Below are 19898 nucleotides of genomic sequence, written 5' to 3'. Positions count from 1 at the left end.
GCCCATGCACCAAGACTGCGCCAGCGCAAATTACCCCTCACTTCGCGCCGGCACCTTGCGATGGGTGCCATGCAGATGCCCCGAGGGTGGAGCGCCTGCCGACTGCACCGCGAGCCCTTCCAAAATCCCACAGTGCGCAGTGTCCAGAACCCCGATGCACTGGGCCCGCAACGCCTTGAGCTGCTTTTCCAGCGCCCGCAGTTCGCGGATACGCTGGGCCACATGGCCGATGTGGGCGTCCAGCAAGGCGTTGACGCTGGCGCAGTTATCGCCCGGCGCATCTTGAAAAGCCAGCAGCGCGCGGATCTCGTCGAGGCTCATGTCCAAGCTTCGGCAGTGGCGCACAAACTGCAGCCGCTGGGTGTGGGCGTCGGAGTAATGGCGGTAGTTGGCATCGGTGCGGGCAGCAGCGGGCAGCAAACCCTCGCGCTCGTAGTAGCGGATGGTTTCCACCGGGGTGGAGGTGGCCTTGGCCAGATCGCCGATTTTCATGGTGCGCCTCGTAATAACTTTGTTGCAGTGTAGCGCTTGACCCTGAAGTGGCTACAGGGTTTCCAATAACAACATTGAAAGGAAACACCATGTCTCACGCTTGCGAACACCACACCCCTGCTGCCGGCAGCATTCTCAACCTGCCCCGCTACCGCCGGGTCTTGTGGGTGGCCTTGTGGATCAACGCCGCCATGTTCGGCGTGGAGCTGTTCAGCGGCTGGCACTCAGGCTCGCTGTCCCTTTTGGCAGACTCGATTGACTTTGCGGGCGACGCGCTGAACTACGGCGTATCACTCGCAGTGCTGTCTGCCGCCCTAGCCTGGCGTGCACGCGCGGCCGTGGTCAAGGCGCTGTGCATGATGGGCTTTGGCGCCCTGATATTGGGCCGCGCAATCTGGAGCCTGTACACCGGCACCGTGCCCGATGCCACCACCATGGGGGTGATCGGCCTGCTGGCACTGGTGGCCAACGTAGCGGTGGCCTGGATGCTCTATGCCTTTCGCGAAGGCGACGCCAATATGCGCAGCGTGTGGCTGTGCTCCCGCAATGACGCCATCGGCAATGTGCTGGTCATGCTGGCTGCGGCAGGGGTACTCGGTACCGGCAGCGGCTGGCCGGACTTAATCGTGGCCTCCGGCATGGCTGCGCTGGCCCTGCACGGTGGCTGGCAGGTGATGCGCCAGGCCCGGCAAGAACTTACGGGTCAACCGGCGGCTGCCGCAACGAGCTGTGGCGACAACCACCACGGTCACTCGCACTGAATATCAAGGGCGGCCTTGCGCGGCAAATGTGCCGCCCTTGCATCGCCTTAGTTGGCGACCGTAAAACGCTTTTGAATGTGCTTAGGCGTTTCGAGCTCGTCCACGATGGCCACCGCCAGGTCGTCCACGGAAATGCTGCCGGGCGCTCCGCCTTCAGCCCACAGGGGCTCATCGGCACCCACGCGGTATTGGCCAGTGCGCACGCCGGGGTTCAGCAAGATGGGGGGCGACACGAAAGACCAATCCAGCGCAGATTCCTGTTGGATCAGATTCAACGCGTCGCGGGCGGCAGAGGCCGCCACTTTGATCTCGGCGGGGAACTCAGGGGTATCCACCAGCTGCACGCCGGGCGCCACATACAGGCTACCCGCGCCGCCCACCATCAAAAAGCGCTTCACGCTGGACTGCTTGACGCCATCAAAAATGGCGCGGGTGGCTTGCAAAAAGATTTCGCCGATGCGCGGCTCGGTCCAGCCGGGGTTGTAAGCGCTGACCACCGCGTCATGGCCGGCAGCGGCCTGGGCGACTTGGGCAGCATCCAATGCGTCGGCAGCCACCACAGTCAAACCGGGTTGGGCCGGCAACTTGCCGGGATTGCGGGCCAGCACGGTGACGTGGTGACCACGACTCAGCAACTCGGCCAACAAAGGGGTGCCAACAAAACCCGTGGCGCCAATCAATGCAATCTTCATAAAAACTCCTGTTTCAAGGTGGTTAAGCAATGGCGTGAGTGTGATTGCTTCACGAAAACCTGAATAGACGGTAAATTTCGCTTTTACCGTGAAGTAAAACTTAATAATTAGATATGGACCAACTCAAACGCATGGCCGTATTTGCCGAAGTGGTCGCTGCCGGCAGCCTCAGCGGCGCAGCCCGCCAGCTGGGCATGACGCCCTCGGCCGTAAGCCAGCACCTGCGCCAGCTGGAAGACGCGTTGGGCCTGGCGCTGCTCCATCGATCCACCCGCAAGCTGACGCTGACAGAGGCCGGAGCCCGCTATGTAGAGGGCTGCACCGCCATGGTGGCTGCGGCCCGCGCTGCAGACCAGGCGCTGGTGCTGCACCGGGACGAACCTGAGGGTGAGCTGCGCATCACCGCCCCCATCGGCATGGGGGCCCTGCTGGCGCAAGTCTTGTTGCCGCTGAAGGACCATGCCAAGTTGCACATCAGCCTCTTGCTGGACGATGCAGTGCTGGACCTGATTGAAGACCGGGTGGACATTGCGCTGCGCACCGGCAGCCTGCCGGACTCCAGCATGATCTCGCGCCGGCTGGGGGTGATGGAAGCCCAGATGTGCGCATCACCCGCCTACCTGGCCCAGCACGGCTGGCCCCAACACCCGCGTGACCTTGCACACCATGCCTGGCTGGGCGGGCGCCCGTCAGGCAATGGCGAAGAAACCTTGGTGCTGCATGGACCGGGTGGAGAGACAGAGCGCGTGCAAGTAACGGGCCGCGTACGCGCCTCGCAAGTGACCGTGCTGCACTCCTTGTGCGTGGCGGGCTGGGGCATCAGCGTCACGGTGACCGAGGACGACCGCCGTGCCATGGCCGACGGACGCCTGGTGCAGGTGCTGCCCGACTGGAAGTTGCCCGAATTCGTGATCTATGCCGTCACCCCGCGGCGGGGCGAGCAGCCTGCCAAAGTGCGGCATGCGCTCACCCTGCTAGCGGATTACTTCGGCAAGCTCACCGGCTGAGGGCCCAGCAACTGCCGCAACACAAACGGCAGGATGCCACCGGCGCGGTAGTAGTCCACCTCCACCGGGGTGTCTATGCGCAGCAGCAAGGTGTGGCGGGTTTGGGTGCCGTCTGCTCGCGTAACCAGCAGCTGCGCCTCGCTTTGTGGGGTGAGGTCGGCATCCGGAACGATGCTGATGGTCTCGTTACCCGTCAGCCCCAGGCTCTTCCAGCTCTCGCCGGCCTTGAACTGCAGCGGCAGCACGCCCATGCCCACGAGGTTGGAGCGGTGAATGCGCTCAAAGCTCTGCGCCACCACCGCCTTGATGCCCAGCAACTGCGTGCCCTTGGCCGCCCAGTCCCGGCTGGAGCCGGTGCCGTATTCCTCGCCTGCGAACACCAAGGTGGGGATGCCGGCGGTTTGGTAGCGGGTGGCGGCATCAAAGATGGAGAGCTTTTCCACTTCACCTGAAGGCCCCTGATACACGGTGACACCGCCCTCTTCCCTCGAGCCATCTTCTTTGGGCGGCACCATCAGGTTCTTGATGCGCACATTGGCGAAGGTGCCACGCACCATCACCTCGTGGTTGCCACGGCGCGCACCGTAGGAGTTGAAGTCTGCTTTCTGCACCCCATTGGCCACCAGCCACTGGCCGGCGGGCGAGCTCTCTTTGATATTGCCCGCAGGCGAAATGTGGTCGGTGGTGATCGAATCCCCGAACAGCGCCATGATGCGGGCGCCCTGTACCGCCTCTGCGGATACTTTGGAACCTTTTGAGGCCTTGGCGCCCGTGGAATCTGCGCGAGCAGCTCCTTTTTCCATAGCAAACGTATCAAAGAACGGCGGCTTGGCGATATAGGTGCTGGCCGGCCAGGTGTAGGTCTGGCCGCTCACGCCCTTGATTTTTTCCCACAGCTTGCCGGGTTCTGACTTCACCTTGGCGTAGTTGGCGCGGAAGGCTTTGCCGTTCATGGCAAATTTGAGCAACTTGTAGATTTCGTCGCTGCTGGGCCAGATGTCGCCGAGGTACACGTCCTTACCGCCTTTGCCTTGCCCCACCGGCTGGGTCATCAGGTCGCGGGTCACGTTGCCGGCAATCGCATAGGCCACCACCAGCGGCGGGCTGGCCAGGAAGTTGGCCTTGAGGTTGGGGTGAATGCGCGCCTCGAAGTTGCGGTTGCCCGACAGCACCGCAGCGCAGACGAGGTCGTTCTCAGTAATCACCGCATTAAGCTCGGGCGCTAGGTCGCCGGCATTGCCGATGCAAGTGGTACAGCCGTAGCCCGCCAGCGAAAAACCCAGCTTCTCCAAGTAAGGCAAGAGGCCAGTTTCCTGCAGATATTCGGTCACGATGCGCGAGCCGGGAGCCAGGCTGGTTTTGATGTGCGGCGCCACCGTCAGCCCTGCCTTGACCGCCTTTTTGGCGAGCAGGCCAGCGGCCAGCAAGACGCTGGGGTTGCTGGTGTTGGTGCAGCTGGTGATGGCGGCAATCAGCACATCACCGTTTTGCACCAGCAGCGGCGTGGGCTCCGCCTTGCCATTTTTGGCGGGTTTGTCTGCAGCCACAGCCAAAGGCGCGGGGTACAGCGTGTGCAGGGTGGCGGCGTCTTTGTTGAAGCCGTTGGCCGTGCCCGGCAGGCTGAACAACTCGGTGAACTTGTCCGCCACATGGCCCAGCTCGATCCGGTCTTGCGGACGCTTGGGGCCGGCCAGGCTGGGCGTCACGTCCCGCAGGTCCAGCTTGACCACACGGGTGTAAGCGATGTCTTTCATCTCCGAAGACGCGCTCTTGCCGCCCGGCAAGCCAAAGAGCCCTTGGGCGCGGAAGTAGGCTTCAAACGCCTCAATCTCTGCTTTGGTGCGGCCCGTGCCCTTGAAATAGTCCAAGGTGCGCTCATCGACAGGGAAGAAGCCCATGGTGGCGCCATACTCGGGCGCCATGTTGGCGATGGTGGCGCGGTCCGGCAGGGCCAGGTTTTCGGTGCCTTCGCCAAAAAACTCCACAAAGCTGCCCACCACTTTTTCAGCGCGCAGCATCTCGGTCACCCGCAACACCAGGTCAGTGGCGGTCACGCCTTCGCACAGCGCGCCGGTGAGCTCAAAGCCCACTACATCCGGCGTCAAAAAGTACACGGGCTGGCCCAGCATGGCGGCCTCGGCTTCGATGCCGCCCACGCCCCAGCCCACCACACCGATGCCGTTGATCATGGTGGTGTGGCTGTCGGTACCCACTAGGGTGTCGGGGTAGTAGATGGCGGCTTGCTTGCTGCCGTCCGCTGCGCGAGGCTGCTTGGCCTTGTGCACGCCGCGCGCCAGAAACTCCAGGTTCACCTGGTGTACGATGCCGAAGCCCGGCGGCACCACACCAAAGGTGTCAAAGGCCTGCATGCCCCACTTCATGAATTCGTAGCGCTCGCGGTTGCGCTGGAATTCCAGCTTCATGTTCAGGTCCAGCGAGTTCTTGTGACCGTATTCGTCCACCATGATGGAGTGGTCCACCACCAAGTCCACCGGCACCAGCGGCTCAATCCGAGCCGGGTCCGCGCCCAGCGCGGCGGCAGTGCTGCGCATGGCGGCCAGGTCGGCCAGCAGGGGCACGCCGGTAAAGTCCTGCAGCACCACGCGGCTCACCACAAACGGAATTTCTGCGGTGCGCTCGGCCTGGGGCTGCCAGTTGGCCAACTGGGCCACGTGCGAGGGTGTGAGCTTGCGGCCATCGCAGTTGCGCAGCACGCTCTCCAGCACGATACGCAAGGACAGTGGCAGGCGGCGTATGTTGGGAAACTGCCGCGCCAGATGCGGCAAGGAGTAAAGCTGCCCGGCTTTGCCGGAAGCCGTTTCAAAAGGCCGGAGGGTGGATGCGAATGCGTGTGGCACTAAGGGCTCCCCATGGACATGAAAAGTCCATTCTGGCAGTAGCCCAATGACTCTTCAATGACAAGTGGCTTTGACTACGCCGCGTCAAGGTCCACCGGCCAGTCTGCGGGCTTGCCGTGCGCATTCACTGGCAATGCGGGTCCGAAGGCCCAATGCACCGGCCGCGCAGCAGGAGCCAGATGCTGGCGGCACCAAACTGCAAGCGCTTCCCGCAAGGCAGCATCTGCCGAGGCCGGGTCCGCCGGAACCACAAAGGCTTTGATACGCGGTGTGCCCGCAAACGGGCGCAAACGCAGCGCCACCGCCTGCACCGCCGGGTGCCCCTGCAGCTTAATTTGCAGCTGCGCCAAATCCACATTCACCCCGCCCACTTGCACCGTGGCATCGAGCCGCGGGCCGGGAACAAAGCAGCCATCCGCCTGCCAGGTCAATGCGTCCTGCAGGGCGACTCGGGCGGTGCTGCCATCGGCATGGGTGCGCTGCAGGTGGTGCGGTGCGTCCGCCACACGCTGCCAGAACCCGTGGAGCTGAAACGCGGCCATGCCAGCACCCGAGGCCCGCCAGCCTATGCCCGCTGTCTCGCTGCTACCGTAAATCTGCAAAAACTCTTGCAGGCCGGCCGCCAGCGCAGCCTGCTCTACGTCTTCGGGGCACGGTGCGGTGGAGCTGACCCCCACCACGCCCTCAGGAAAGCGAACCGACGACCGCAGCGCAGCGCGCCACCAGTCGGGGAAAGCCACTACCAGATCCCCCGGCTGCAACGACCTCTCCAGCCCCAGCGGTGCGCGCCCCTGCATGCTCAATACTGGCACCAGCTGCGGTTGCACGATGCGCGGCAACAGCACCGTGAATAAAAAACCGTAAATGTGGTGGCTGCGCACCGCAGAGACCACGCGCTGAATCGGCAGCTGCAACTTCGCCAGCACTGCGGCCATGGCCTGCATTTCCTGCACCAAGTCACTGAGCGCATGCACACAACTCTTGGGGGTGCCGGTGCTCCCCGAGGTACGAAAGCGCACGGGCATGCGGGCACCGCTGTGGGCATATGCAGCATCCATGGCGCTGGCGAGCACCTGTGCCCAGCCGTGCCAGGTGGTGTGCTCGTGCAGGGTGTCGACCATGTCGGGCGTTTGCGCGGGCAAGGCATCGGCAAACGCGGCAAAGAGCGACATCATTTCCAGCGAATCCGCCTGCAGGTCGCGCACCAGATGGATATCGCCTTGTGCGGCGGCTGGCCATGCCCAGCCAGAGGGGCGGAGCAACGCCATTTCGGACTGCAGCAGGTCAGCCACAAAGCGCTGAACCACCGCAGGCTCACGCCACCATAAGAGTGCGTCGCCGGGGGCCATGGGTTCTAGCGGATCCAGGCGGCTTGCAAGCGCTTGAGCCGCCAGGCGCCGGAGGCGTCGGTGATCACCACCATCAAGGTATCCGGGTCGGCCGGCAGCCGCATGACGGTGACGCCGAGGGCAATCGGGGCGTCTTTGGCGGCCTTGTTTTCAGGCAGCAGCATCTGGAAGTCTTCACACAGGATGACGTCTTTGGAGTCCGGAAACTCCTGCACCAGCATGCGCAGGTCTTTGGACACCTTGTCGAAGATGTCAAAGATGTTGAACTCCACATCATGCATGCCGATGGCATTCAGCAGCTGCGAAGCCATGGGGTTCATCAAGACAATTTCGCCTGAAAAGCGGGCCCGCACCAGGCCGATCGGTGCGAGGTGCAAAAACTGCAGCAGCGCGCTGTATTCAAGCTGCAGTTGGGCGGCGTCCAAGCCGCTGTCGGGGTCTTGGCCGAGTTCCATGGCTCAGGCCTTGGCAGGTGCCGGCGTGCGCAACACCAAAATAAACCGCAAACCCTGGTCCGGCTGCGCCAATAGACGGATCTGCACCCGTGTAGGCCGCATCCGGAAGGTCAGCACATAGGGCATGGTTTCGTCGAGGGCCTCACTGGCGGCGGCAGCATCCTCGAAGCGGGTGGCGACCAGGTAGTTGTTGAAGCAGGGAGCAAGTTCCACGAACACATGCTGGCCGATGACGGTCTTGGGGTCGAACATGGCCGCCTTGGATTCATAGGCGTTGTAGCGCTGGATATGTCCGCTGGCGTCGAAGCCGATCACACCGAAGGGCAAGGCGTCGAGGTCCTCCGCCGGCACATCGCTCAACAGGGCGCAGAGTCCGGGAGTATCAAAAGCCAATAACTCGTTATTCATACTTTTCCCCAAGAAACACAAAAACTGTTTAAGCAGCGTATCGCATCCTAGCACTCCCGCCTTGTAGGGCACCTGACTGTTGCCACCCCACGAGGGCACGCCTCCTGTCGCGTGGGTTCTGGACAAGCAGGCGCAGTGCAGCAATAAAGCTTCATTCGCAACCGAAAGCACCAGAACCATGAGCGAGACAAGCCAACCCGTGCACACCCATCACCGTATCTGCCCCCTGTGCGAGGCCTGCTGCGGGCTGGAAATCAAGGTCCAGGACCAGAAGGTCATCAGCATCCGCGGGCATGAGGCCGATGTGCTGAGCCGCGGCTACATCTGCCCCAAGGCGATTGCACTCAAAGACCTGCACGAAGACCCGGACCGCCTGCGCACCCCGCTGATCAAGCGCAACGGCAAACACGAACCCGCGACTTGGGACGAGGCCTTTGCCGAGATTGAGAAGCGCCTGCCGCCGCTCATGGCCGCTCACGGCAAGCACGCGGTCGCCATGGCCGTGGGCAACCCGTCGGCCCACAAGATCGGCCTGCTCACCTATTTCGGAAAGCTGGCGCGCGCCATCGGCAGCCGCAATGTGTTTTCCGCCTCTACCCTGGACCAGATGCCCAAGCAGCTAGCCAGCGGCCTGATGTTCGGCCACTGGCTCTCCACCGCCCTGCCCGACATCAGCCGCACCGATTTGCTGGTGGTGATTGGCGCCAACCCGCTGGCCAGCAATGGCAGCATGTGGACCGTGCCCGACTTCAAGGGCAAGGCCAAAGCGCTGCAGGCCCGGGGTGGCCAGCTCATCGTGATCGACCCGCGCCGCACAGAAACAGCCGCCGTGGCCGACGCGCACCACTTCATCCGCCCGGGGGCCGACGTGTTTTTGCTGGCGGCCATGGTGCAGGTGCTGTTTGCGGAAAATCGAGTGAACCTGGGTCGGGTGGCGCCATGGGTGCAGGGCGCTGAGGAAGTGCGCGCAGCGGTAGCCGGTTTCACGCCTGAAGCCGCAGCCGCCCGTTGCGGCATGCCGGCCGACACCATTCGCAGCCTGGCGCGCCAGATTGCCAGCACGCCCAAAGCGGCGGTGTATGCCCGCATCGGCACTTGCACCCAGCAATACGGCACGCTGGCAAGCTGGTTGGTGGATGTGCTCAACACCCTGACCGGCCACTTGGACATGGAAGGCGGCATGCTGTTTGCCAAATCTGCCGCCTTTGCCAGCAACACCGTGGGCAAGCCCGGTATTGGTAAAGGCGTGAGCACCGGCCGCCACCATGCCCGCGTGAGCGGCGCGCCCGAGGTGTATGGCGAACTGCCCATTACCTGCATGGCAGAAGAAATCGAAACACCCGGCGAAGGCCAGGTGCGTGCGCTAATCACCGTGGCCACCAACCCGGTGCTCTCCAGCCCGGATGGCCCGCGCCTTGCCAAAGCGCTGGACTCGCTGGACTTCATGGTCAGCCTGGACATCTACCTGAATGAAACCACCCGCCATGCAGATGTGATCCTGCCAGGCCTCTCGCCGCTCGAAGACTTGCACTACGACGTGGCCTTCCCCCAGCTCTCGTGGCGCAACCATGCGCGCTACAGCGCGCCGGTGCTACCCCGCCCCGATGGCCAGCCTGAAGAGTGGCAAACCCTGCTCAAGCTGACCGCCATCGTGCAAGGCCAAGGTGCACAGCAGGACGCCAACCTGCTCGACGACCAGCAGTTTGCCGACGACGCCAACCGCTTGTTTGGCCCCCATGCCACTGCCGTCATCGCAGCGACCGGCAGCTTGCGCGGCCCTCAGCGCGGGCTGGATGTGGCGCTGCGCAGTGGCCCCTACGGCGACAACTTTGGTCTGAAACCTGAAGGTTTGAATCTGCAAAAGGTGATGGCCGCCAGCGACAGCGGCGGCATTGACCTGGGCGAACTGCAGCCCCGCATTCCCGAAATGCTGCGCACCCCCAGCGGCAAGGTGGAGCTTGCACCCCCGCTTTTGCTACAAGATTTAGAGCGTGCTGCGCGGGATCTGTCTGGGCTAGCGCCCGATTTAGTCATTATTGGCCGGCGCGATGTGCGCACCAACAACAGCTGGATGCACAACCTGCCCACGCTGGCCAAGGGCCCTTTCCGCTGCACCGCGCTGGTCCACCCAGACGATGCTGCACGCCATGGAGTGCAAGACGGCGGCATGGCCACACTGCGCAACGGTCACCGCAGTGTGCAAGCGCAAGTGCAGTTCAGCACCGACATGATGCCCGGCGTGGTGAGCCTGCCGCACGGCTGGGGCCACAACCTGCCGGGCGCAAAGCTGCGGGTGGCGGCGGAGCGCCCGGGCGCCAACCTCAATGCCTTGCTGGACGACCAGTTGCGCGACCCGCTCTCGGGCAACGCGGTGCTAGGCGGCGTGGCCATCACCATGGAAGCGGCGTAAACACACGCCCCCACTATCCAGCGCAGGCAGGCGCTAGAGCAGCGCCTCCCCTGCCGCAGCCACCACACTGCGAGTGAGGCGCTCCAGCTCGGGCAGGGGTTGCTGGGCTACCTGCCAATACAAGGGCACATCCAGCGCGCGGCCAGGCACCAGCTCCACCAAACGGCGCTTGTCCAGGTGCTCTTGCACCGAGAGCAGCGGGTTCATGCCCCAGCCCACATCGGCCAGCGCGGCATCCACAAAGGCCTGCGAGGACGGCAGCCGGTGGGCCGGAAGCATCACATCACGGCGCAGCTGGCGGCGCACCCAGCGCTCCTGCAGACGGTCATTGCGGTCAAACACGATGCTGGGTGCGCGGGCCAGGGTGTCTGCGTTCACCCCACTAGCAAAGTGCTGCTGCATGAAGGCCGGCGAGGCGGTGGCGCAATAGCGCAAGGTACCCAGCTTGCGCACCTTGCAGCCCTGCACCGCCTTGGCGTGCGAGGTCACCGCGGCCAACACATGGCCACGGCGCAGCCATTCGTTGGTCTGGTCTTGGTCGTCCACAGCCACATCGAGCAGCACCCGGCTCTGCGCGCAGAAGTCGCGCATGGCGGTCACGAACCAGGTGCTCAGGCTGTCGGCGTTGATGGCAATGCGGATGGTGGTGTGCACCGCCTGCGCGTCCTCCGGGGCCAAGGCCGGCAGGTCGCGTCGCAAATCGTGCTCCAGCATGGCCACCGAATCCGCATGGCGGCAGATGCGGGCACCTGCCTCGGTGGCGGTGCACGGCTGGCCCCGCACGATCAGCACCGCCCCCACCCGCTCTTCCATCTGGCGGATGCGCTGCGACACGGCCGAGGGCGTGATATGCAGCACCCGTGCAGCGCGCTCAAAGCTGCCTTCGCGCACGACGGCAGCTACTGTGGCAAGGAGTGTGGATTCCAACATGGTCAAGCTCGATGAAGTTTGGCTAATTCCAGCGTAGCAGATTTCATGCAAACGACACTCTGTTCACTTGCATACTGCCCGGCATGCAAGACACGACCTCTTTTTTATCCACGCTCCAAGCGGCCCTGCCCACCATCACCACCGGGCTGACTTTGAGCCTGTCACTCATCGTGGCTATTGGCGCGCAAAACACCTATGTGCTGCGCCAGGGGCTGCGACGCGAACATGTGCTGGCGGTGGTCATGGTGTGCGCCCTGCTCGACATGGCGCTGATGACCCTCGGGGTCAGCGGGCTGGCGGCAACGCTGGGCCAACACCCGCGCGCGCTGAACGCGTTGGCCCTGGCCGGTGCAGCGGTGGTGGCCTGGTACGGCGCCATGGCCCTGCGCCGGGCGCTGGCCCCGCAGGCACTGCAAGCGCAATTGCAAGGTGAACCCCAGAGCCTGCGCACCACGGTGTTGCAAGTGCTGGGGATCAGCCTCCTGAATCCCCATGTCTACTTGGACACCGTAATTCTGGTGGGCGCCGTAGGGGCCAAGCAGGCACCTGATTTGCAGGGCTGGTTTTTGGTAGGCGCCGGCGGCGCGAGTGCGCTGTGGTTTGTCACGCTGGGGTTTGGCGCACGGCTGCTCAGCCCCCTCTTTGCGCGCCCAGTGGCGTGGCGGGTGCTGGACCTGCTGGTGGCCGCGATGATGGGCCACATTGCCTACGGTTTATGGACGCAAGTGACACTGGGGTAAGGTAGGCTCTGCTCTTTTTACTAGGGAGATTGCCATGGTGTGGTTGCATGTGGTCACGGTGCTGGTGGTTGCGCAGTACATGGGCTTCGGGATGCTGGTCGGCTGGGCGCGGGGCCGCTACGAGGTACACGCACCCGCAGTCACCGGGCACCCGATGTTTGAGCGCCTGTACCGGGTGCACATGAACTCGCTGGAGCAAATGGTGACCCTGCTGCCGGCCATGTACTTGAGCGCCCAGTTCTGGTCGCCAATGTGGAGTGCAGCCGCGGGTGTGGCGTATATCGTCGGGCGCTTTGTTTACCTAAAGGCGTATGCGAACGACCCCAAGAGCCGCACACTGGGTTTTGTGATGGGCTTTTTCCCGATCATGGGCTTGCTGGCGGCGACCCTCGTGGGCGCCGTGATGGCCGGCTGATTGAGAGGCTAAAGGCGGGGCTTCAGGCAGCGGCGGGCACTTCGGTCGCGTCCAGCCACTCCAGTTGCCCGCCACCGGCTTCATTCAGGCGGGTCATCAAGCCCGACACCGCGCCTGCGGGCACCGTGAAAGCCATGGTGACTCGCACGCTGTGCTGCACTGCGCCGAGCACCGCGCCTGCGGCCTCCAGTTCCCGGCGCACCCGCCCCTCCAGGGGGTAAGGCAAGGCACACAGCAAGGCGTGTTGTTTCACGATCGGCACTTTTTCAGCCTTGAGCAGCGCTTGCGCTACCGCGTCGGTATAGGCACGCACCAAACCGCCCGCCCCGAGATTCACCCCGCCGTAGTACCGCACCACGGTGGCCAGCACCCCCTCCAGGTCATGGTGGCGCAGCACATCGAGCATGGGCCGACCGGCGGTGCCGCTGGGCTCGCCGTCATCCACCGCGGCCGAGTGGCCACCCGCCATCAGCGCCCAACACACATGAGTGGCCGTAGGGTGCTCGGCCCACAAGCCGGCCACTACCTTTTGCGCAGTCGCGCGGTCGGCCACGGGTTGCACACAACCGATGAAACGGCTCTTTTTGATCGTGAGTTCGCTGTGTGCCGCTGCGGCTAGTGTGTGTGGCATGTGAATGAAATCAGGCCCTGGCGCTCACAGAATGTGCGCGAGCAGCTATCAAATCAGTAGCAATCAGGCAACCGGCGAGGCTTTCAAGCCGGCCAGGTACGCATCAATCGTGGCGAGGCCAACAGCTTCGAGGTCGAAGGCCTGCGGATCCAGCAACCAGTTGAACTTGAGCCCGCCGATCAACGCAAACAGCCCCAGCGTCGCGGTGCGGATATCCATCTCCCGGCGCATCTGGCCCTTCTCTTGCGCCAGCTGCATCAGGTGGTGCATATCGTCCATGCAGTCATTGCGCCCGGCAATGTGCCGCTCGCGCACGCTCTGCAACTCGTCCACGTACTCCACCTTCTGGGTCGCAATCTCGAACACGCGGCGCACCTGCGGGTTGTGGGCAATCTCCTGGAGGGCGGCGGCCGTATTGCGCCGAATTTTGTCGAGCGGGCGGGCTTCGTCCTCCGGGGTGATCTCGGTCATGCGCGCCATCATGGGCAGGGTCACGCGCTCCATCATGGCGTGAAAGAGCTCGCCTTTGTTTTCAAAGTGCCAGTAAATCGCGCCCCGGGTCAGACCGGCCTCTTTGGCGATTTCCTGCAGGGACGTGCGCGACACCCCGCGCTGGTGAAACACACGTTCAGCAGCGTCAAGTATCAATTCGCGGGTAACTAAAGCTTCTTCTTTGGTGCGGCGGGCCATGGATTGACCTCATAGAAATCTGCGGGTATTGTAGTTTTTTAGAAACATACATTCGTGCATGTATGTATACTAACCTTCATTGCTGCGGTCTGCTAGGCTATTCCTTGAGGGTTTGCCCTAGATCAAACTACCGGCAAGCCACTCCCCCGATTACCGCCCCAACTACTTCTGTCACAAGGGAAATCTGTATGTCGCTGTTCCGTCAGACCCTGGGTCATGCACCCTCATCATCCACCGGTCGTCTCGCTTTGATGGCCATTCCCTTTGCAGTGGCCCTGGCCGCCTGCGGCGCCAAGGACAGCGCCCAGGGCGGTGGTGCCCCCGGTGGCGGCATGCCGCCCGCGCAGGTGGGTGTGATCACTGTTGCGCCCCAATCGGTTGCACTGCAATCCGAGTTGCCCGGCCGGGTGAGCGCATTGCGCGTAGCCCAGGTGCGCGCCCGTGTGAGCGGTGTGGTGCTGCAACGCATGTTCCGCGAAGGCAGCGAGGTCAAAGCCGGCCAGGTGCTGTACCAGTTGGACTCCGGCCCCTATCGCGCGGCGTTTGAAAGCGCCCAAGCCACCGTGGTGAAAGCACAGGCTACTTTGGCCCAAGCTACTGCACAAGTGGAGCGCAACAAGGCCTTGGTAGAAGCCAACGCCATCAGCAAACAAGAATTCACCACCCTGCAAACCACGCAGCGCCAGGCCGAAGCCGACCTGGGCGTGGCCAAGGCCGCTGCAGAGACCGCACGTATCAACCTGGCCTACGCCACTATCACTGCCCCGATTTCCGGCCGTATCGGCCAGTCCTCGGTGACCGAAGGTGCCCTGGTGGGTGCTGCTGACGCCACCGCACTGGCCACCATCCAGCAAACCGGCTCGGTGTATGTGAACTTCACCCAGTCCAGCACCGATGTGCTGCGCCTGCGCAAAGCGATTGCCTCCAAGCAGTTGCGCGCCTCGGGCGATGGCTCGGTACCGGTGCGCATCGTGCTGGAAGACGGCAGCGAGCTGCCCAAAGCCGGCAAATTGCTGTTCAGCGACCTGACGGTGGACGCCACCAGCGGCCAGATCACCCTGCGCGCCGAAGTGCCCAATGGCGATGGCCTGCTCTTGCCCGGCCAATATGTGCGTGTGCGCCTATCGCAAGCTGAGCTGCCTTCCGGCATTCTGCTGCCGCAGCAAGCAGTGACCCGCACCAACCAGGGCGACACTGTGCTGGTGGTGGGTGAAGACGGCAAACCCGGCCCACGCCCGGTCAAGGTGGGCAATGCCCAAAACAGCCAATGGGTGATTCTGGACGGCCTGAAAGAAGGCGACCAGGTCATCGTCGATGGATTCCAGAAAATGATGGTGCCCGGTGCCCCCGTGAAGGCGGTGCCATGGACCGGCTCTGCCCCGGCTGCTGCCGGTGCGCCTGCAGCCGCTGCATCCGCCCCTGCCGCTGCCGCATCGGCCGCGGGCAAATAAGTACACACGAGGCACTTTCCCATGGCCCAGTTTTTTATCAACCGCCCCATCTTTGCATGGGTGCTATCGCTGTTCATCATGGTGATGGGCGGCGTTGCCATTACCCAGCTGCCGATTTCGCAGTACCCGCCCGTGGCGCCTCCGGCCATCGTGGTCAACGTAGCCTACCCCGGCGCCTCTGCCCAGACGCTGGAAGACAGTGTGCTGAGCGTCATCGAGCGCGAAATGAACGGCGCCTCCGGCCTGATCTACATGGAATCGGTGTCACAAGCCAATGGCTCCGGCACCCTGACCCTGACGTTTGAGACCGGCACCGACGCCGACATGGCCCAGGTCGATGTGCAAAACCGCCTTGCGCGGGCCACACCGCGCCTGCCTGCCTCGGTAACGCAGCAAGGCGTGCGGGTGGACAAGTCGCGCTCGAACTTCCTGCTGTTCACCATGCTGGCCACCGACAACCCGGACACCAGCACCATCGAACTGGGTGACTACGCCTCGCGCAACATCGTGCCCGAACTGCAGCGCCTGCCCGGCATCGGCCAGGCCCAGCTGTTTGGTACCGAGCGCGCTATGCGTATCTGGCTGGACCCGGCCAAGCTGGCCTCGTTCAACCTGTCCACCTCCGAGGTAAATGCCGCCATCAGCGCGCAAAACGCGCAGGTATCCGCCGGCGCTATCGGCGACTTGCCCAACATCACCGGCCAGGGCATTGCTGCCACGGTGGTGGTCAGCGGCCAGTTGGGCAGCGTGGCGCAATTCGGCAACATCACCCTGCGCTCCAATGCAGACGGCTCTGCGGTGCGCCTCAAAGACGTGGCCCGCATTGAGCTGGGTGCACAGGCTTACAGCACCTCCGCCCGCCTGAACGGCAAGCCTGCTATCGGTATCGGCGTGCAGCTGTCACCCAGTGGCAACGCCATGGCGGCCGCCAAAGCCGTGCGCGCTCGCATGACCGAGCTGGAAACCTATTTCCCGCAAGGCATGAAGTGGAGCATTCCTTACGACAGCTCGCGCTTCGTCAATATCTCCATCAAACAAGTGGCCCAGACCCTGGTCGAAGCCGTGGTGCTGGTGTTCCTGGTGATGTTCTTGTTCTTGCAGAACTGGCGCTACACCGTGATCCCGACCATCGTGGTGCCAATCGCCCTGTTGGGTACCTTTGCCACGCTGCTGGCGCTGGGCATGTCGATCAACGTGCTGACCATGTTCGGCATGGTGCTGGTGATCGGTATCGTGGTGGACGACGCCATCGTGGTGGTGGAAAACGTCGAGCGCATCATGAGCGAAGAAGGCCTGCCACCGCTGCAAGCCACCCAAAAGGCGATGGGCCAGATCTCGGGCGCCATCATCGGCGTGACCGTGGTGCTGATTGCCGTGTTTGTGCCCCTGGCGTTTTTCTCGGGCTCGGTGGGCAACATCTACCGCCAGTTCTCGACCGTGATGGTGGCATCGATCGCGTTCTCGGCCTTCCTGGCGCTGTCGCTCACACCCGCACTCTGCGCCACCCTGCTTAAGCCCGTGGTGGCCGGCCATGCACACGCCAGCACAGGCTTCTTCGGCTGGTTTAACCGCCGCTTCACCAGCACTGCCAAGGGCTATGAAAGCGTGGTGCAGCGCCTGCTGAAAAAAGCAGGCCGTTACTTGGTGATTTACGTTGCCATCATCGGCGCTGTAGCAGTGGTTTACATGCGCTTGCCCACCTCGTTTTTGCCGGCTGAAGACCAGGGCAACATCATCGTGAACGTGCAATTACCGCCGGGTGCGACCCAGCAGCGCACGACCAGCGTGATGGAGCAGGTCGAAGGCTTCATGCTCAAGCAACCCGAGGTGGAGAGCATGGTGGGTGTGATCGGCTTTAGCTTCTCCGGCCAAGGCCAGAACGCTGCGCTGGGTTTTGTGACCCTGAAAGACTGGTCCGAGCGCCAAGGTCCCGGCCAATCGGCACAGGCATTGGCCGGCCGTTCGTTCGGCGCGCTGATGGGCATTCGCGATGCTTTCATCTTCCCCTTGAGCCCGCCCCCCATCCCTGAGCTGGGCAATGCATCGGGCTTTACCTTCCGCTTGCAAGACCGTGCAGGCAAGGGCCGCGAAGCCTTGATCGCTGCACGCAACCAGTTGCTGGGTATGGCCTCCAAGAGCAAAGTGATCACCCAGGTCCGCCCTGATGGCCTGGAAGACGCGCCCCAACTGCAGATCGATATCGACCGTGACAAAGCCAGCGCCTTGGGCGTGAGCTTCAGCGCCATCAACAGCACGATCTCTACGGCCCTGGGCTCCAGCTATGTGAACGACTTCCCGAACGCAGGCCGCCTGCAGCGGGTCGTGGTGCAAGCCGATGCGACAGCCCGTATGCAGCCGGACGACCTGTTGAAGTTCAACGTCATCAACAGCAGCGGCAAGGCCGTGCCCTTGTCGGCATTTGCCACTACCCGCTGGGTAAACGGCGCCATGCAAACAGTGCGCTACAACGGCTACTCGGCCATCCGCATCGGCGGCAGTGCAGCCCCCGGCTACAGCACCGGCGAGGCCATGGCTGAAATGGAAAAACTGGCCAGCCAGTTGCCCGCAGGCTTTGGCTTTGAGTGGACCGGCCAGTCCCGCGAAGAAAAGCTGGCCGGCTCGCAAGCCACCATCCTGTATGCGTTTGCGATCCTGGCCGTGTTCTTGTGCCTGGCTGCGTTGTACGAGAGCTGGTCGATCCCGCTGTCGGTGATTCTGGTGGTGCCTTTGGGCGTGCTGGGTGTGGTGTTGGCCACGCTGTTCCGGGGGTATGCGAACGACGTGTACTTCCAGGTGGGCCTGATCACCATCATCGGCTTGTCGGCCAAGAACGCGATTTTGATTATCGAGTTCGCCAAAGACCTGCAAGCCCAGGGCAAGACAGCCATCCAGGCTGCCTTGATGGCCGCGCACCTGCGCTTCCGCCCCATCATCATGACTTCGCTGGCCTTCATTCTGGGCGTGCTGCCTCTGGCCCTCGCCAGCGGCGCGGGCTCTGCCAGCCAACGTGCTATCGGCACCGGCGTGATCGGCGGTATGGTGGCGGGCACCATCCTGGCGGTGTTCTTTGTACCTATCTTCTTTGTGGTGGTACGTAGCATCTTCAAGGGCAGCGAACGCCAGCGCCAATTCGACGCACAACACGGACACCAGATCGGAGCTGAATCCCATGAGTAAGCACACTTTTGCGCGCCCTGCCCTGCGCTTGGCCACCCTGTCGGCGGCCCTGTGGCTGGCTGGCTGCAGCTTTATCCCCACCTTCAGCCGCCCGGCGGCGCCGGTGGCGCCCGCCTTCCCGCACGTGGCCGCAACCAGCACACCCGCTGCGAGCGCCAAGGCCGCGGCAGACATTGAGTGGCAAAGCTTTTTCAAAGACGCGCGCCTCAAGCGCCTGATTGAGCTATCTTTGGAGAACAACCGCGACCTGCGCGTAGCGGCCCTCAACATTGACGCCACCCGCGCCAAGCTGCAAGTGGCGCGCGCCGACCAGCTGCCCACGGTGAATGCCGGCATCAACGGCAGCCGCGGCCCAGTTGCCAGCGGCGCCATCAGCAGCAGCTACACCGCGGGCCTGAGCGTGACCGCCTATGAGCTGGACTTTTTTGGCCGGGTGCGCGCCCTGAGCCAAGCGGCCCAGTCGCAACTGCTGGCCACCGAAGAAGCCCGCAAGACGGTGCAGATCAGCCTGATTGCGTCGGTAGCCAACACCTATCTCACGCTCTTGGCCAACGACGAGCTGCTGCGCGTGACCCGCGAGACGCTCAAGACGCGGCAAGAGAGCCTGCGCCTGATGCAGCTGAAATACGACAACGAAGCCGCCTCCAAGCTGGACCTGAGCACCGCGCAGAGCCTGCTGGAAGCTGCCAAAGTGTCGCTGGCCCAGCAAACCCGCCAGCGCGCCACCGACGAGAGCGCCCTGGTCTTGCTGGTGGGCCAGCCCTTGCCGGCCGACCTGCCTGCAGGCTTGGGCTTGGCGGAGCAAGGCTTCTTGAGCGACCTGCCAGCCGGTGTGCCGTCGGAGTTGCTGGTGCGCCGCCCCGATGTGCGACAGGCCGAGCAAAACCTGCTCGCGCTGAACGCCAACATCGGTGCTGCCCGCGCAGCGTTCTTTCCGCGCATCACGCTCACTGCCAGCGCCGGCGTGGCCAGCAGCGACCTGGACACCTTGTTCAGCAACGGCACCAGCGCCTGGACCTTTGTGCCCCAGCTGCTGATGCCCATCTTTGATGCGGGCCGCAACAGGGCCAACCTCGAGACCGCTAAAGTGAACAAGGACATCGCCATCGCCCAGTACGAAAAAGCCATTCAGAGTGGCTTCAAGGAAGTGGCCGATGCATTGGCCGGCCGCGCCACCCTGGGCGAGCAACTGCAAGCCCAGACCGCGCAGCTCAACGCCACCCAGACCACCATGCAACTGACCGACCTGCGCTTCAAAGCCGGTGCGGCAAGTTCGTTTGAGGTGCTGGAGGCGCAGCGCTCGCTATTCGCAGCCCAACAGGCACAAGTGCAGGTGCAAACTCAGCAACTGCAGAACCTGGTGACCTTGTACAAGGTGCTGGGTGGTGGATGGACTGAAGCTGCCGACACTCAAAAAGCAGCCCAGCCTTAA

At 63.4% G+C, this 19898-nt stretch carries 17 protein-coding genes; 8 read left to right on the top strand and 9 right to left on the bottom strand.

All coding sequences use genetic code 11. From position 1 onward, the window contains the following. Positions 1-30: 30 nt before the first annotated feature. A complete protein-coding gene (gene cadR / locus RAE21_RS03595; RefSeq protein ID WP_313880182.1) occupies positions 31-492 on the bottom strand; it encodes a Cd(II)/Pb(II)-responsive transcriptional regulator in 462 nt (153 codons plus the stop codon). Between the two features lie 89 nt (positions 493-581). Here cadR and RAE21_RS03590 point away from each other — a divergent pair, with 89 nt between their 5' ends. Further along, entirely contained in the window at positions 582-1253 is a 672-nt protein-coding gene (locus RAE21_RS03590; protein ID WP_313880181.1) for a cation efflux transmembrane domain-containing protein, read from the top strand. Between the two features lie 47 nt (positions 1254-1300). Here RAE21_RS03590 and RAE21_RS03585 read toward each other — a convergent pair whose 3' ends face one another. Further along, positions 1301-1945, bottom strand: a complete 645-nt coding sequence (locus tag RAE21_RS03585) for an NAD(P)-dependent oxidoreductase (protein ID WP_313880180.1) — start codon at positions 1943-1945, stop codon at positions 1301-1303. Between the two features lie 113 nt (positions 1946-2058). On the opposite strand from RAE21_RS03585, the gene RAE21_RS03580 reads away from it, so the two are divergent. Continuing rightward, a complete protein-coding gene (locus RAE21_RS03580) occupies positions 2059-2952 on the top strand; it encodes a LysR substrate-binding domain-containing protein (RefSeq protein ID WP_313880179.1) in 894 nt (297 codons plus the stop codon). On the opposite strand, the gene acnA is transcribed toward RAE21_RS03580, so the two are convergent. From acnA to RAE21_RS03560, 4 genes are all read right to left on the bottom strand, one after another. Continuing rightward, complete coding sequence (gene acnA, locus RAE21_RS03575) at positions 2928-5810, bottom strand: aconitate hydratase AcnA (RefSeq protein ID WP_313880178.1); 2883 nt, start codon at positions 5808-5810, stop codon at positions 2928-2930. The two genes, RAE21_RS03580 and acnA, sit on opposite strands and share 25 nt — an antisense overlap. 74 nt (positions 5811-5884) lie before the next feature. Continuing rightward, complete coding sequence (locus RAE21_RS03570) at positions 5885-7159, bottom strand: AMP-binding protein (RefSeq protein ID WP_313880177.1); 1275 nt, start codon at positions 7157-7159, stop codon at positions 5885-5887. Positions 7160-7164: 5 nt separating this feature from the next. Continuing rightward, a complete protein-coding gene (locus tag RAE21_RS03565; protein WP_313873509.1) occupies positions 7165-7614 on the bottom strand; it encodes a hypothetical protein in 450 nt (149 codons plus the stop codon). A gap of 3 nt (positions 7615-7617) precedes the next feature. After that, positions 7618-8022: a PAS domain-containing protein gene (locus tag RAE21_RS03560; protein ID WP_313880176.1), complete on the bottom strand. Its 405-nt coding sequence runs from the start codon at positions 8020-8022 to the stop codon at positions 7618-7620. A 178-nt stretch (positions 8023-8200) separates the two neighbouring features. Between RAE21_RS03560 and RAE21_RS03555 the strand changes: the two genes are divergently transcribed. Then, entirely contained in the window at positions 8201-10432 is a 2232-nt protein-coding gene (locus RAE21_RS03555) for a molybdopterin-dependent oxidoreductase (RefSeq protein WP_313880175.1), read from the top strand. 33 nt (positions 10433-10465) lie between these two features. Here RAE21_RS03555 and RAE21_RS03550 read toward each other — a convergent pair whose 3' ends face one another. Next, positions 10466-11362, bottom strand: a complete 897-nt coding sequence (locus RAE21_RS03550) for a LysR family transcriptional regulator ArgP (protein ID WP_313880173.1) — start codon at positions 11360-11362, stop codon at positions 10466-10468. A gap of 83 nt (positions 11363-11445) precedes the next feature. Here RAE21_RS03550 and RAE21_RS03545 point away from each other — a divergent pair, with 83 nt between their 5' ends. Then, positions 11446-12102: a LysE/ArgO family amino acid transporter gene (locus tag RAE21_RS03545; RefSeq protein ID WP_313880172.1), complete on the top strand. Its 657-nt coding sequence runs from the start codon at positions 11446-11448 to the stop codon at positions 12100-12102. Between the two features lie 34 nt (positions 12103-12136). Then, complete coding sequence (locus tag RAE21_RS03540) at positions 12137-12517, top strand: MAPEG family protein (RefSeq protein ID WP_313880171.1); 381 nt, start codon at positions 12137-12139, stop codon at positions 12515-12517. 22 nt (positions 12518-12539) lie between these two features. Here RAE21_RS03540 and RAE21_RS03535 read toward each other — a convergent pair whose 3' ends face one another. Both RAE21_RS03535 and RAE21_RS03530 read right to left on the bottom strand, forming a co-directional pair. After that, positions 12540-13148 carry an IMPACT family protein gene (locus RAE21_RS03535; RefSeq protein ID WP_313880170.1) on the bottom strand — a complete coding sequence of 203 codons (609 nt, stop codon included), beginning with the start codon at positions 13146-13148 and terminating at the stop codon, positions 12540-12542. A gap of 63 nt (positions 13149-13211) precedes the next feature. Next, entirely contained in the window at positions 13212-13838 is a 627-nt protein-coding gene (locus RAE21_RS03530) for a TetR family transcriptional regulator (RefSeq protein ID WP_313880169.1), read from the bottom strand. Between the two features lie 188 nt (positions 13839-14026). Between RAE21_RS03530 and RAE21_RS03525 the strand changes: the two genes are divergently transcribed. From RAE21_RS03525 to RAE21_RS03515, 3 genes are read left to right on the top strand one after another with little or no spacing between them, the layout of a single operon-like run. Then, positions 14027-15289, top strand: a complete 1263-nt coding sequence (locus RAE21_RS03525) for an efflux RND transporter periplasmic adaptor subunit (RefSeq protein ID WP_313880168.1) — start codon at positions 14027-14029, stop codon at positions 15287-15289. Positions 15290-15310: 21 nt separating this feature from the next. Further along, positions 15311-18466, top strand: coding sequence for an efflux RND transporter permease subunit (locus tag RAE21_RS03520; protein ID WP_313880167.1), 3156 nt, complete (start codon positions 15311-15313; stop codon positions 18464-18466). Beyond that, entirely contained in the window at positions 18459-19898 is a 1440-nt protein-coding gene (locus RAE21_RS03515) for an efflux transporter outer membrane subunit (RefSeq protein ID WP_313880166.1), read from the top strand. The genes RAE21_RS03520 and RAE21_RS03515 overlap by 8 nt, the downstream gene beginning before the upstream one ends.

It is taken from the genome of Rhodoferax potami (assembly GCF_032193765.1).
Lineage (GTDB): Bacteria > Pseudomonadota > Gammaproteobacteria > Burkholderiales > Burkholderiaceae_C > Allorhodoferax > Allorhodoferax potami.
This window is presented reverse-complemented; position numbering and strand designations above follow the sequence as displayed.